This window comes from Saccharopolyspora sp. SCSIO 74807, from assembly GCF_037023755.1.
Lineage (GTDB): Bacteria > Actinomycetota > Actinomycetes > Mycobacteriales > Pseudonocardiaceae > Saccharopolyspora_C > Saccharopolyspora_C galaxeae.
Genome location: NZ_CP146100.1, coordinates 514,968 through 528,731, shown reverse-complemented (window position 1 = coordinate 528,731; position 13,764 = coordinate 514,968). Strand labels below are relative to the sequence as shown.

Here is a 13,764-nt window from a genome sequence, read left to right as displayed (position 1 = left end):
CCTTTCCGGCGGAGCCCGTATTGCACTGCGGATTCCCGTTGCGCGCCGCGGCGCCGGAGGTTCCGGGGAAGACTCCGGCGCCGCGCTCGAGGTCGTCGCGAATTTCATCATTACGTGTGGCTCGGCTCGTCGCGGAACAACCTCACGGGAGTCCGGGACCGGCGCAGCGCACGTCCCGTCCGGGCAGCTCCCCGGTCAGCAGGTACCGCGCGGCGGTCCCGTCTAAGCAGGCGCTGCGCTGGCTGGCGAACGCGCCGTGCGAGTAGCTCTCGTCCAGCACGGCGATCCGCGAACCGGGCAGCTCGTCGCGCATCCGCAGCGCACCGTCCAGCGGCGTCGTCGGATCGTGCTCGGCCTGGGTAAGCAGCACCGGCGGCATCGCCGGATGCCCGTAGCGCGGCGTTTCCCGCGGAGGCGCCCAGAAGGCGCAGGTGGTGGCTTCCAGGCCGGTCAGCACCGGCTGCGGATCGGCGGCGCGCAGCGCCCGCACCGAACCGATCACCTCGGCCGGTGTCGGCCGCCTGCTGTCGGCGCACTTGACCGTTCGCAGCGCGGCCTCGTAGTTGCGGTCGTCCTCCGCCGACAGCTGCGCGCCGTCACCCGTGCGCAGCAGGTGGGCGAGGGCTTCGGCGAACGGCTTCCACCGCTCGGTGCGCGAGAGCGCGCGGTAGACGGCGCGGTCGAACTCGTCGGCGCCCAGCTCGCCCGCGGGCAGCCGATCGCGAGCCGCCAGGTAGTGCGCGCGCACCGCGTCCCGATCGGCGCCGAGGCCGAACTCGGGATGTGCCGCGATCCAGTCGAACAGCACGTCGCGCTGGCGGATCATGGCGAATCCCTGCCGCACGTCGAACCGGTGCCACTGGTCCGGCCCGACCACGCTGTCCAGCACCATGCGCCCGGTGCGCCGCGGGAACTCGGCCGCGTAGGCGGCGCCGAGATAGGTCCCGTAGGAGACGCCGAGGTAGTTCAGCTTCGGTTGGCCCAGCGCGTTCCGGATCCGGTCCATGTCGCGGGCGGTGTTCGCGGTGTTGATGTGCTCCAGCTCGGCTCCGGCACCGCGGGCGCAGTCGTCGGCGAGCCGGCGGAGCCCGTCGAGGTACGCCCGCTCCTCCGCGGGCCCGGCAGGCACCGGATCGGGGCGCGGATGCTCGAACAGGCCACCGGCGGGGCCGCAGTCGACCGGCGCGCTGCGGCCAACTCCGCGCGGATCGAAACCGACGATGTCGTAGGCGCGGCGCACGGAATCGGGCAGTTGGGCGCGTTTGCTCTCCGCGTAGTCCAGGCCGGTGCCGCCTGGACCACCGGGGTTGACCAGCAGTGCGCCGCGGTGCTCGGACTCCGGGCCGGAAGCGCGGATGCGCGAGATCGCGATGGGGATCTGCGGCCCGTCCGGCCGCGCGTAATCCAGCGGAACCCGTACTTGTCCGCATTGGACTTCGGGGGAGTCGGTCACGTCCGGCGGGCAAGGTCCGAAGTGGACGGTCTCCGGTGTCGCCGTCGCTGGCGCGGCGGAGTCAGCTGGCCCGGGTCCTGCGGGTGGGGCCGCAGGTGCGGCCGAGCTGAGCAGCGGGATGAGCAGTGCGCCGGAGAGCGCACGAGCAGCAGTGATCACTACGGGTGACTCCATCGTTACCTGAATGGGGTTTGCGAAGCTCTATTGAACATGATTATCGTTACTGTCCGCTGCTGGCAATCGGGCGGATGGAGTCGAAGTGGGTCACCTGCTGATGGTGGAGAGCTGGGTCGGAGCGATGAGCACGCTGCTGCCCCGCGGCATACGGGAATCCGGGCACCACTTCAGCTTTCTGACCAGGGACGTGCACCACTACTTGCGCGCCTGGCAGCAACCCGGTGCGCACCCGCTGCTCGGTGCCCGCAACGTGCTCGGCAGCGAGACCAACGAACTGCCGGAACTGGTCGAGCACGTCGCGGGCCTGCAACCGGCGCTCGGCTTCGACGGCGTGCTGACCTCGTGCGACTACTACCTGGTCGCCGCCGCGCACATCGCCGAACGACTCGGCCTGCCCGGCTCCCCGCCGCAAGCGGTGGAAGCCGCCTGCAACAAGGACCGCACCCGGCTCGCGCTGCGCGAGGCCGGCGTGCCCGGACCGGCGTTCGCGCTCGCCGACAGCCCCTCCGGGCTGGTCGAAGCCGCGACCGCGCTCGGCTTCCCGCTGGTGGTCAAGCCGGTCGACCTGTGCGCGGGGATGTTCGTGCGCAAGGTCGCCGACGCCGACGAGTTGCGCGCGGCAGCGGGCGATCTGGCCGGTTTCCCGGTCAACGCGCGCGGTCAGCGCCGCAGCAGCACCGTGCTGCTGGAGGAACTGCTCACCGGCCCGGAAGTGAGCGTCGAAGCCGTCACCGCGCGCGGGCGCACCACCGTCGTCGGCGTGACCGACAAGAGCGTCGCCGGTTCGCCCTGGTTCGTCGAGACCGGGCACATGTTCCCCGCCGATCTGGACGCGGCCGTCGAGCGCGAGGTCACCGCGACCGCCGTCGCCGCGATCGAGGCGCTGGGCCTGGACAACACCGTCACGCACACCGAGATCAAGCTGACCCCGGACGGTCCGCGCGTGGTCGAGGTCAACCCGCGTCCGGCGGGCAACCAGATCACCGAGCTGATCCGCCGGGTCGCGGGCATCGACCTCCCGGCCGTGCACGCGCAGCTGGCCCTCGGGGAAGAGCCCGCGCTGCGCGAGGTCCGCACCGGTGCCGCGAGCGCTGCGATCTCCTTCCTGCTGCCGCCGCGGCCCGGGCCGGTGCACGAGATCCGGGGCGCCGAGCAGGTCGCCGATGCGACCGGTGTCGTGGACTTCGCGTGCAAGCAGCAAGGCCACGTCGCGGGCGCGGCGACCAGCAACAACAACTACCTCGGGCACGTCATGGTCACCGACCCGCTGCTCGGTGCCGCGCGCTCGCGCGCGGAAGCCGCCATCGCCGCGCTCGACGTCGTCTACGCCGAAGACCGGGTCGGGGCATGAGCCCGGAGCCGGGGTCGCTGGACGAGTTAGCAGCGGTCGTAGCGGACGGAGCGGCCGGGGACGCGATCGCGCACGCGGAGGTGAGCGTCGGTTTCCTGACCCAGCAAGGGGTTCGGCACGCCGGACGCGAGCGCGGCTACCGCAACCACGTGCTGAGCCTGCGGGTCGAGGACGCCGTCGGATCGTGCGCGGTGGAACCGGGTGCGCTCACCGACGAGCTGGTCGTCGACTGCGCCGGGGCGCCGGTGCGCGAATTGCTGCGGCACGACGAGATCGCGGTGCGGATCGCCGCGCTCGACGCCTACCTCATGTGGCGCCGCCCGCACCACGAGCACGCCGAGCAGGTCGTCGTGCAGCGCGGCACTTCGTTGCAGAAGTCCTTGCAGCGCGCGGAATCCGTCGTGTCGCTGCTGCCGCCGGGCGTGCGCCGGGTGCTGGTGATCGGAGTGGTCAACTCGCTGCTGCAACGGCTGCGCGAGCGCGGCATCGACTACCTCCCGTGCGACCGCAAAGGCGGCGAAACGGAGTGGGGCGAGCCGATCGGCACCGCCGCGATGTCCGAAGTGGACGGATGCGACGCGGTGCTTGCCTCCGGCATGGTCGCAGGCACCGGCACCTTCCCGCCGCTGCTCGAACATTGCCGCCGAACCGGCAAACCGCTCGCACTGTTCGCCCAGACCGGTAGCGCCGCCCTGCCATGGTTCATCGGCTCCGGGGTCACCGCCGTGTCCGCCGAGCCGTACCCGTTCTTCTGGCTCGACGGCGGGCCCACCGCGATCTACCGGTACTCGACCGCACCGCAGGAGGACGTTCGTTGACCGAGCCGACCAACCCGGGTCTGCTGTCGCTGCTGCGGGGAACGCCGCTGGCGCACGTGCACACCCCGCTGCCGGACCAGCACCCGGGCTTCTGGGCGAAGCTGGAATGCCTCAGCGCGGGCGGGATGAAGGCGCGGGCGGCGGTGTCGATGCTGCGCGGAGCCCGGTCGCGCGGCGAACTCCGGCCCGGTGCGCCCGTCGTGGAGTCCACCAGCGGCACCCTCGGCGTCGGGCTGGTCTTCGCCGGGCAGGCGCTGGGGCACCCGATCGTCCTGGTCGTGGACCGCGAACTGGAAAGCAGCATGCGCTCGCTGCTGCGCGCGCACGGCGCCCGCGTGGAGGTGGTCGACCGGCCGCACCCGGTGGGCGGGTGGCAGCAAGCACGGCTGGAGCGGGTCCGCGAGCTGTGCGCGGAGCTGCCCGGTGCCTATTGGCCGGACCAGTACAACAACCCGGACAACCCGGCCGGGTACCACGGACTCGCCGAGGAGATCGTGGCGGAACTGGGCACCGCTGACGTGCTGGTGTGCAGCGTCGGTTCCGGCGGGCACAGCGCGGGCGCGGTTCGCACGCTGCGGCGGCATTGGCCGCGGCTGCGGCTGATCGGAGTGGACACGGTCGGCTCCACCATCTTCGGCCAGCCTGCGCGGCACCGGATCATGCGCGGGCTCGGCAGCAGCATCTTCCCGCGCAACGTGGCTTACGGAGAGTTCGACGAAGTGCACTGGGTCGGTCCCGGTGAGGCCGTCGACTCCTGCCGCAGGCTGGCCGCGCACTCGTTCGTCAGCGGCGGGTGGAGCACCGGGGCGGTCGCGCTGGTCGCGGCGTGGGCGGCCCGGCGCGAAGTGGGAACGCGGGTCGTCACCGTCTTTCCGGACGGGCCGCAGCGCTACCTGGACTCGATCTTCAACGACGACTTCTGCCGCGCGAACGGGCTGCTGGACCGGCCGATCGCGAATCGTCCGGTCGAGATCGCGCACCCGCAGGCGTTGGAAGTGCACGGGTGGGCGCGTTGCCGAGCGGTGCACGACCCGGCGTCGGCGGTGGAGGTACCGGCATGAGAATCCGTTGGCACAGCGAGAAGTTGCTGCTGCGCGAACCGTTCCGGATCTCGCGCTCGGTGATGCATGAACGCGGTGCGGTGTGCGTCGAGCTCTCCGACGGCGAGCACGTCGGGCGCGGCGAAGCCGTCACCAGCGTCTACTACGAGCTGGATGAAGCACGGATCATCGAGCAGCTCGCCGGGTTGCAGCCAGCGGTGCAACGCTGCGACGACCCGGCCGACTTCCTCGGCGAGCTGCCCGCGTGGTCGGCGCGGCTCGCCCCCGGCGTGCTGTCCGCTGTGGACGCTGCGCTGCACGAGCTGCTCGCGCTGCGCAACGGAATCGCGGTGCACGAGCTGCTCGGCGCGCCGCCGCCCGGGGACGTGCCCACCGCCTGCACCATCGGGATCGTGCCGGCCGAGCAGGCGGTGCGGACCGCGGTCGACCTCACCGGCCAGGGCTTCCGCGTCCTCAAGATCAAAATCGGTGCTGCTGCCGGCGAGCGCGGTGGAGACGACCTCAGCAGGCTCGCGGCGATCCGCGCCGCGGCACCGAACGCCCGGCTCCTGCTCGACCCGAACGGCGCGTGGGAACCCGAGAAGGCGTTGCGGTTCCTCGAAACCGCCGAGCAATACGGCGTTTCCGCCGTGGAACAGCCCATCGCGCCCGGCGACAAGGAACGGCTCGGCTGGGTGGCGCAGCGCAGCCCGATCCCGGTGATCGCCGACGAGGACGCGGCGTCGCTGGCGGACGTGCGTGAACTCGGTTCGTCGGTGCACGGCGTGAACATCAAGCTCGCCAAATGCGGTGGCTTGCAGGCGGCGAGTGAACTCATCACGACGGCGCGGGGCGCCGGTGTGGACGTGATGCTCGGCTGCCTGGTCGCGAGTTCGCTCGGCATCGCGCCCGCGGTGCACCTGGCAGGCCTGGCCGGCTGGGTCGATCTCGACGGGCATCTGCTGCTCGCCGAAGACCCGTGGGAGGGCATCGGCGGCACCGACGGCGTGCTGCGGCTCAGCGGCGAACCGGGGTTGGGCGTGCGCCCGAGGCGGGCGTTATGAGCACGTGGCGGCTGATCCGCAGCTTTCCGCTGGCGGTGCAGGTGCTGCTGGTCAACCAGCTCGGCGTGAACACCGGCTTCTACCTGCTCATCCCTTACCTGTCCGGGTACCTCGGGCACGACCTCGGGATGTCCGCGGCGCTGGTCGGGGTGGTGCTGGGGGTGCGCAACCTGAGCCAGCAGGGGCTGTTCCTGCTCGGCGGCACCGCATCGGACCGGCTCGGCGCGCGCGGCGTGATCATCGCTGGTTGCGCGCTGCGCACGGTCGGGTTCGGGCTGTTCGCGCTCGGGACCTCGCTGCCCGTGCTGCTGTTCGCCTCCGTCCTCAGCGGACTTGCCGGGGCGTTGTTCAACCCGGCGGTGCGGGCATACCTCGCCGAAGAGGCGGGGGATCGGCGCGCCGAGGCGTTCTCCCTGTTCAACGTGTTCGCCAATACCGGCGCGCTGCTGGGGCCGTTGCTGGGCAGCGCGCTCGTCGTCGTCGGTTTCGCGACCTCGGCGGTCGTCGCGGCGGTGCTGTTCGCGCTGCTGACCATCGCACAGCTCGCCGTGCTGCCGCCGCGAGCGGTACCGCGGCGGTCCACGACGGTGCTGGCGGATTGGCGGGGAGTGCTCAGCGACCGCCGCTTCCTGGTGTTCACGTTGGCGCTGACCGGGATGTTCGCGTTGCAGAACCAGCTCTACCTGGTGCTGCCGATGGAGGCCGCCCGGCTCACCGGGTCCAGCGGCACCGTGGCCGCGGTGTTCCTCGTGTCCACAGTGGCCAGCCTTGCGCTGCAGGTGCGGATCACCCGGTGGTTCCAGCACAGGTGCAGCCGGGGCAACGCGATCGCCATCGGAATGGTGCTGATGGGCCTGGCCTTCGTGGCCACCGCTCTCGGAGCGGCGCTGGTCGCGCCGGCGGATTCCGCGAGCGGTGCCGCCGAGATGTTGCTGCGGTTGTCTCCGGTGCTGCTGGCGGCGCTGGTGCTCACCGGCGGGCTGATGCTGGCGCAGCCGTTCGTCAACGAACTCATCCCCGCATTCGGGCTCGGATCGTTGTCGGGCACGTATTTCGGGGTTTTCTACCTCGCTTCCGGGGTCACCGCCGCAGCGGGCAACGCGGCGATCGGATGGCTCAGCGATGCGGCTGGCGGTGCGTGGCCGTGGGCGCCGTCCGCGCTGTGCGCGCTGATCGGTCTGGTGTCCGGAATCGCCGTGTTCGCCCTGGAGCGCAACGGACTCGTCGGCCCTGCGACGTCCGGATCAGCCGAACCGACCGGATCAGCCGGACGACCCAAACCATCGGGAGACCCGAGTTGTCGCACGACGCCAACTTCCTGACCGACAACCCCGAGCTCTACGAGGCGCAGTTCCCCGACGCAGACCGGCTCGCGGCGCGTTTCGTGCTGGACATGCTCGGCCGGTTCGGCGGCGGCCGCGAACTGCTCGACGTGGGGTGCGGCACCGGGCGCGACGCGGCCTACTGGACGCAGCACGGCTACGACGTCACCGGGCTGGACAACTCACCGCGCATGGTGGAGCACGCCGCAGCTCGGTGCCGCGAAGCCAGCTTCATCGTCGCGGACATGCGGGAGTTCGACCTCGGCGCGGTCTTCGACGTCGTCACCTGCCTCGACAGCGCTTTCCTGTACTGCCACAGCAATGCCGAATTGGACTCCTTCCTGGACCGCTGCCGCAGGCATCTGCGTCCCGGCGGGCTGCTGGTCGCGGAAATGCGCAACGGAACGTTTTTCCTTGGCAACACCGAACTTCTGGACGGCCCGCGCGAGCGCACCCTCAGCTGGGAAGGCGTGTCCTACCACTCCAGCACCCGGTTGTGGATCGACCACGCGGAACAGCTTCTGCGCCGCGAACGGATCTGGGACTGGCCCGGCAACCCGTGGCCGCTGACCCAGCGGTCGGCTTGGCGGCTGCTGTTCCCGCAGGAACTGCGGCACGTGCTGGAACACGCCGGTTTCGAGGTGCTCGCGCTGTTCGACGAGCCCGGCCCGCGCACCGAACCGGCTTGGCAGCCCGGTGCCGAACTCCGCGACGGCCTCGCCGGGGACCGGCTGCACCTCATCGCCCGCACCGTTCCGTGAAGCCGAGCCCTTCGCGGAGGCGGCGCGCGGCAGCACGGACCGCTCCCGCACCTGAACTCGTCCGACCTGACTGGGAATGGAGAACCGCGCCGATGAACGACCACAAGCCCGCCACGAGACCTGCCACGGCGACGCCGGAAGCCGCCGCGGACTCGGGACCGCTGGGCCGCGGCGGCTTGAGCCGGCGCGGCTTCTTCGGCCTGACAGCGGCCGCAGTGACGCTGGGTGCGGCCTCCGGGTGCACCGCCGGTGGTGCGGCGCAGGAGGCCGGACCACCGCGCCCCGGCGGGCGGTTGCGCGCGGTGTTCCCCGGCGGCGGTGCCGAAGAAGTGCTGGACCCGCACACCACCGACCTGTACGCGGAGGTCGCCCGCGCCAAGGCGCTGTTCGACAAGCTCGCCGAGTACGGGTCGGACATGTCGCCGCAACCCAGGCTTGCCGAGCGGTGGGAGTCGAGCCCCGACCTGACGACCTGGCGGGTTCCGTTGCGGCAAGCGGTGTTCCACGACGGCAGGCCGGTGCGCGCAGCCGACGTGCTCTACAGCTATGCCCGCATCCTGCGGCCGGACAGCACCCGCCGGGCCAAGGCCAGCCTGTCGGTGATCGACCTGCCGAACAGCCGCGCGCTCGACGACCGCACCGTCGAATTCCGGCTGAAACGCCCGTACGCGGAGTTCCCGAACGCGATGGCGACGTTGGGCGCCTACATCGTTCCGGAAGGAGCGGAGGACTTCGCCGCCCCGATCGGCTCGGGACCGTTCCGGTTCACCTCCTTCGAGCCGGGGCGCAGCTTCCGCGCCGCCCGCAACCCGGACTACTGGGACGGCGCCCCGCACTTGGACGAGCTGGAGATCCTGATCAGCAACGACGAGGCGGCGCGGGTCAACGCGCTGCTGGGCGGCCAAGCCGACTACGCCCACGACCTCACCGCCACCACCGCGCGCAGCCATGAAGCGACCGGGCAGGTACGGATCCACCGGCTGCCGCTGAGCAACTTCCACGCCCTGGCGATGAAGGTCGACCGCCCGCCGTTCGACCGGCCCGAGGTCCGGCAGGCGTTGTGCCATCTCGTCGATCGCGAAGAGATGGTGCGCTCGGTGCTGCAAGGCAGCGGCCAGGTCGCCAACGACCTCTACGGCAAGGGTTACAAGTACTACGCGGACACCCTCCCGCAACGCGTCCAGGACCCCGACCGCGCGAAGTCCTTGCTGCGCAAGGCGGGAGCGGAAAACCTCACCCTGCAACTGCTCACCTCCGATGTGGCACCCGGCCTCCGCGAGGCGGCGCTGGCCTTCGCCGACCAGGCCAAGAAGGCCGGGATCACGGTCAACGTCACGTTGGGCAACAAGGACACCTACTGGTCGGACATCGCCGACAACGGCGCGCTGGTCAGCTACCGCTCGGGCGCCATGCCGATCGAGTCGCACATCTCGCAGCGCTTGTTGTCCGGCTCCACCACGAACAACACCAAGTGGCGGCGACCGGAGTTCGACGCGCTGTACCAGCAGGCGCAGTCCACTTCGGACGAGTCGCACCGCGCCGAGCTCTACGGGGCGATGCAGCGGCAGCTCTTCGACGAAGGCGGATTCTGCTGGTGGGGCGTGTCGGACTGGATCGTGGCCACCGCCGGTCGCGTCGGCGGCGTCGATGACGGCGCGCCGGCGAACACGCTGGACTGGGCTCGTTTCGACAGGGTGTGGCTGGGTTGACGGTTCCGCGCTACATCGCCCGCCGGGTCCTCGTCGGGATCGTGCAGGTCCTCCTCGTCATGGTGCTGGTGTTCTTCTTGGCCGAGGCGTTGCCGGGCGACGCGGCGGTCACCCTCGCCGGGGACAATCCGGACCCGGGCATCATCGCGCTGCTCCGTGCGCAACTGGGGCTCGATCGTCCGGCGTCGGTCCGGCTCGGTGACTGGCTTTCCTCGGCGCTGCAAGGAGACTTCGGCCATTCGCTGGCCGGTCCCCGCGCTGTCGTGGACATCATCGGTCCCGCCATCGGGCCGACCCTGCTGTTGGCGGGGAGCACGCTCGCCTTGATCGTGCCGTTGTCGCTCGGCCTGGGCGTGCTGGCCGCCAATCGCGAGGGAGGGGTGGCCGACCGCGCCATCACCACCACGACGCTGGGCTTCTACTCGGTGCCCGAATTCGCCATGGGGATCCTGCTGGTCACCGTGTTTGCGGTGCAGCTCCGTTGGTTGCCGCCCACCGCGGTCGGCAGCACGGACCTGTTGAGCCGTCCCGGCGTGCTCGTCCTACCGGTGCTGGTGTTGCTGCTGCGTCCGATCTGCTCGCTGAGCAGGCTCGTACGGGCCGGCATGGTGGAAGCGGTGCACTCCGGTTACGTCCGGCAGGCGCGCCGCGCCGGGCTCTCCCCGATTCGGGTGCAGCTCGCGCACGCGCTGCCGAACGCCGTGGTTCCCGCGGTGCAGCAGTTGGCAAGGACGACCGACTGGTTGATCGGCGGCGTCGTCGTGGTGGAGGCCATCTTCGTGATCCCGGGGCTCGGCACCACGTTGATCGATGCCGTCTCGGCACGCGATCTGCCGGTGATCCAAGGTCTCGCCGTGCTGTTCGCGACGGTGACGGTGTTTGTGAACCTGCTGGCCGACATCGTCGCCCGCCTCCTCGCCCCGGCTGCGGAGGTGAGCCGATGAGACGTCTGTTGCTCCCCGGCCTGCTCATCGCGATTCCGGTGCTGATGGCCCTGTTCGGGCCGCTGTTCGCCACGGACGCCACGGCCAAGGACGTCGCGTTCAGCAGCGGCCCGGGCCATCCGTTCGGCACGGATTTCGTGGGTCGCGATGTCTGGGACGAGGTCCTGCTCGGCGGCCGGTCGGTGGTACTGGTCGCGGTGGCCGCCACCGCCTGCACGTACCTGGTGGCGGTTCCGTTCGGCGTGCTGGCCGGCATGACCCGGAACCGGCTGGTCGATGAGGTCCTGATGCGTCCTTGGGACGTCGTGCTGGCGATCCCGTCCATGCTGCTGCTCCTTCTGCTGGCGTCAACGGCGCCGAACGTGCTGTGGGTGCTGGTGGTGATCGTCACCGTGATCAACCTTCCGGACGTCATCCGGATCTCACGCGCCTCGGCGCTTTCGCTGTCCGCGCGTCCGGCGGTCGAAGCGATGCGCTTGCAGGGCGAAAGCCGCCTGCGCATCGGACTGGGCTACGTGGCGAGAGCGATGCTGCGTACCCTCGCGGCGGACTTGGGGACCCGGTTCACCGGGGCGATCTACCTGGTCGCCTCGGCCAGCTTCCTCGGGGTGGGAGTCTCGCCGCAGGCCAGCGATTGGGCCGCGATGGTGGACCGCAATCGCACCGGGCTGTTCCTGCAGCCGTGGGCGGTGGTCCTGCCCGCCCTGCTCATCGTGGCATTGTCGGTGGGCGTGAACCTGACCTTCGACCAGTGGCTGCGGAAACGGGAACGCGGGGTGCGCAAGTGAACGTCGTCGAGACCGACGAACTGGACATCTCGCTCGGAGAGCAGCGATTGATCGCGGGGATGTCGTTCGCGTTGCCCGCCGGCGAGGTGACCGCGCTGGTCGGGGAGTCCGGAAGCGGCAAGACCACTGCCGGGCTCGCCTTGCTCGGCGAGCATCCGCCGGGAGCTCGCGTCGCGGGCAGGATCGAAGTGGCCGGCCGAACCGTCGAACCGGGCAAACCGCCGGATCCAGGCGCGGTCGGCTACATCCCGCAGCATCCGTCCGCGGCCCTCAACCCGGTGCGGCGGGTCGGGTCCGTGCTGCGCGAGATCGCGCGTCGGCATCTCGGCGAGGTGCCACGCGCCGAGCGCAAAAGCTTGGTGCGCGACAAGGTCCGTGATGCGTTGCGAAAGGCGCAGCTGCCCGAAGGCGAAACGCTGCTGAATCGCTACCCGCACCAGCTTTCCGGCGGTCAGCAGCAGCGCATCGTGCTCGCCCAGGCGCTGGTCTGCGATCCGCGCGTGGTGGTGGCCGACGAGCCGACCACCGGTCAGGACGCGCTCACCCGCGCGCAGATCGTCGACGAGTTGCGCGGGTTGACCCACCAAGGCATCGCGGTGCTGCTGCTGACCCACGACCTCGACGTCGTACGCGGACTCGCGCATCGCGTCCTGGTCCTGCGCGCCGGCTCCGTCGTGGAATCCGGCCCTGCCCGGGACGTGCTCGCATCTCCGCAGCAGGAGTACACGCGGCTGCTGGTCGAATCCCAGCCCGATTCGCGCGTTCCAGTCCAGGCCGAACCGGCGGACGATGCAGCACCGGTACTCGCGGTGCGCGAGTTGTCCGCCGTGCACCGCGCGCGAGGGAAGACCGTTGAGGCGCTGCACGAGGTTTCGGTCGATGTCCGGCCCGGTGAGCGGGTGGCGGTCGTCGGCCGCTCCGGTAGCGGTAAGACCACGCTGGCCCGCTGCCTCGCCGGCCTGCACCCGCACCGCGGTGGCGAAGTCCGGTTGGACGGCGAATTGCTGGCGGCACGGCTGCGCCGGCGGACCCGTCGGCAGCTGGCCGGTATCCAGTACGTGTTCCAGGACGCGCGAGCCTCGTTCAACGAGTTCGTACCGATCATCGACCAGGTCGCACGCACCGCGGAACGGTTGCAGGGCACCGACCGGGCTCGGGCTGGGACGGAGGCCGCCGGGTGGCTGCGGCGAGTGGGACTGGACGACGCGATCACCACCCGGCATCCCGAGTCGCTGTCCGGCGGTGAGTTGCAGCGCGCCGCGCTGGTGCGCGCCCTGCTGGCCGAGCCCCGGTTGCTGATCTGCGACGAGATCACCTCCGGGCTGGACACGGTGACCCAGGCGGACATCCTCGCCCTGCTGCGCGAGCTGCAGGACGATGCGCGGTGCGCGCTGATGATCATCACGCACGACCTGGGTGTCGTCACGGACCTCGCGGAGCGGGTGCTCATCGTCGAGGACGGGCGGATCGTCGAGCAGGGCAGCACGGCGGAAGTGCTGCGCTCGCCGCAGCACTCGTTGACGGCTGCGCTGGTCGAAGCGGCGGCGAACCAGGTCGCCTCGGCCTAGCGATAGGAGCGCGGCAATCAGCCTGGGCACCCTCGGGCGGTGCGTCATCAAGAGCGTCATGAGCCGGGGTAGCTGCCGTGGGAGGAGCATGTCGTCGAACATGCATTCAATGCTTCCTGCTCGAACGCGCGTTCGTCATCACCGATAGGGGTGGAGGCGGTCCGCTCGATCGGGAAGCGCCACAAGTGAATCTATAACTCTGAGTGACAAACTGTTGCTTTCAGTAATGTCGGCGATGTCGCCCGGCGCACCCCGCGACCCGCCGCCGAAGCGCCGTTTCCGTTGCCTCGCCGGGAAAACCGGTCGATCGAGCCGTGGTCTGAGGACGCATCGCCGCGTCGAATAGTGGGTAGCCGAGGCACGCGAGGCCGAAAGGAGGGATGTCGCCGTGGCTGAGCAGCATCCGCCGATCGCCGGCTATGACGAACTTCCGCTGGGTGCGCTGCAGCACCGGGTCCGCTCGCTGACCGAGGCCGAGCTCCGCGCGCTGCTGGATTACGAACGCGATCACGCCGACCGTGCCCCGGTCGTCGATCTGCTGGTGCGCAGGCTCGGGGAGCTCGAAGCGGGCGCCGAACCGTCACCGGGACCGGAAGCGACACCGGCCGACACGCCGCACCACTCGCGCGCGGGTTCGCCCGTGCCGCCCAGCGGACCGGCCGGAACCGGCCAGCCCACCGGACACGGCACCCGCGGTTCCACCGGCAAAGGCGCCGAGCACAGCGAATGACCCGCGTCGTGCGGTGAAGCGACCAGACGCGGTTCGTCG

The 13,764-nt window shown here is 70.6% G+C and carries 12 protein-coding genes; 11 read left to right on the top strand and 1 reads right to left on the bottom strand.

All coding sequences use genetic code 11. From position 1 onward, the window contains the following. Positions 1–142: 142 nt before the first annotated feature. Positions 143–1,453: an alpha/beta hydrolase gene (locus tag V1457_RS02405; protein WP_338599723.1), complete on the bottom strand. Its 1,311-nt coding sequence runs from the start codon at positions 1,451–1,453 to the stop codon at positions 143–145. 259 nt (positions 1,454–1,712) lie between these two features. On the opposite strand from V1457_RS02405, the gene V1457_RS02400 reads away from it, so the two are divergent. From V1457_RS02400 to V1457_RS02350, 11 genes are all read left to right on the top strand, one after another. Continuing rightward, positions 1,713–2,981 carry an ATP-grasp domain-containing protein gene (locus V1457_RS02400; RefSeq protein WP_200073166.1) on the top strand — a complete coding sequence of 423 codons (1,269 nt, stop codon included), beginning with the start codon at positions 1,713–1,715 and terminating at the stop codon, positions 2,979–2,981. After that, positions 2,978–3,799 carry a hypothetical protein gene (locus V1457_RS02395; RefSeq protein WP_233628364.1) on the top strand — a complete coding sequence of 274 codons (822 nt, stop codon included), beginning with the start codon at positions 2,978–2,980 and terminating at the stop codon, positions 3,797–3,799. Before V1457_RS02400 ends, V1457_RS02395 begins: the two co-directional genes overlap by 4 nt. Beyond that, positions 3,796–4,860 (top strand): PLP-dependent cysteine synthase family protein, encoded by a 1,065-nt coding sequence (locus V1457_RS02390; protein ID WP_295145816.1) that lies wholly within the window; start codon positions 3,796–3,798, stop codon positions 4,858–4,860. The genes V1457_RS02395 and V1457_RS02390 overlap by 4 nt, the downstream gene beginning before the upstream one ends. After that, positions 4,857–5,903, top strand: coding sequence for a dipeptide epimerase (locus V1457_RS02385; RefSeq protein WP_338599716.1), 1,047 nt, complete (start codon positions 4,857–4,859; stop codon positions 5,901–5,903). The genes V1457_RS02390 and V1457_RS02385 overlap by 4 nt, the downstream gene beginning before the upstream one ends. Next, positions 5,900–7,225: an MFS transporter gene (locus V1457_RS02380; protein WP_338599713.1), complete on the top strand. Its 1,326-nt coding sequence runs from the start codon at positions 5,900–5,902 to the stop codon at positions 7,223–7,225. The genes V1457_RS02385 and V1457_RS02380 overlap by 4 nt, the downstream gene beginning before the upstream one ends. Further along, a complete protein-coding gene (locus V1457_RS02375) occupies positions 7,201–7,986 on the top strand; it encodes a class I SAM-dependent methyltransferase (protein ID WP_338599710.1) in 786 nt (261 codons plus the stop codon). Before V1457_RS02380 ends, V1457_RS02375 begins: the two co-directional genes overlap by 25 nt. Positions 7,987–8,078: 92 nt before the next feature. Next, on the top strand, positions 8,079–9,695 hold the full coding sequence (locus V1457_RS02370; protein ID WP_338599707.1) for an ABC transporter substrate-binding protein: 1,617 nt from the start codon (positions 8,079–8,081) through the stop codon (positions 9,693–9,695). Beyond that, a complete protein-coding gene (locus V1457_RS02365) occupies positions 9,683–10,639 on the top strand; it encodes an ABC transporter permease (RefSeq protein WP_338599704.1) in 957 nt (318 codons plus the stop codon). The genes V1457_RS02370 and V1457_RS02365 overlap by 13 nt, the downstream gene beginning before the upstream one ends. Further along, positions 10,636–11,427, top strand: a complete 792-nt coding sequence (locus tag V1457_RS02360; RefSeq protein WP_338599701.1) for an ABC transporter permease — start codon at positions 10,636–10,638, stop codon at positions 11,425–11,427. The genes V1457_RS02365 and V1457_RS02360 overlap by 4 nt, the downstream gene beginning before the upstream one ends. Beyond that, on the top strand, positions 11,424–12,995 hold the full coding sequence (locus tag V1457_RS02355; protein ID WP_338599699.1) for an ABC transporter ATP-binding protein: 1,572 nt from the start codon (positions 11,424–11,426) through the stop codon (positions 12,993–12,995). Before V1457_RS02360 ends, V1457_RS02355 begins: the two co-directional genes overlap by 4 nt. A 388-nt stretch (positions 12,996–13,383) precedes the next feature. Then, on the top strand, positions 13,384–13,725 hold the full coding sequence (locus V1457_RS02350) for a hypothetical protein (RefSeq protein ID WP_200073161.1): 342 nt from the start codon (positions 13,384–13,386) through the stop codon (positions 13,723–13,725). The last annotated feature ends 39 nt before the right edge of the window (positions 13,726–13,764 follow it).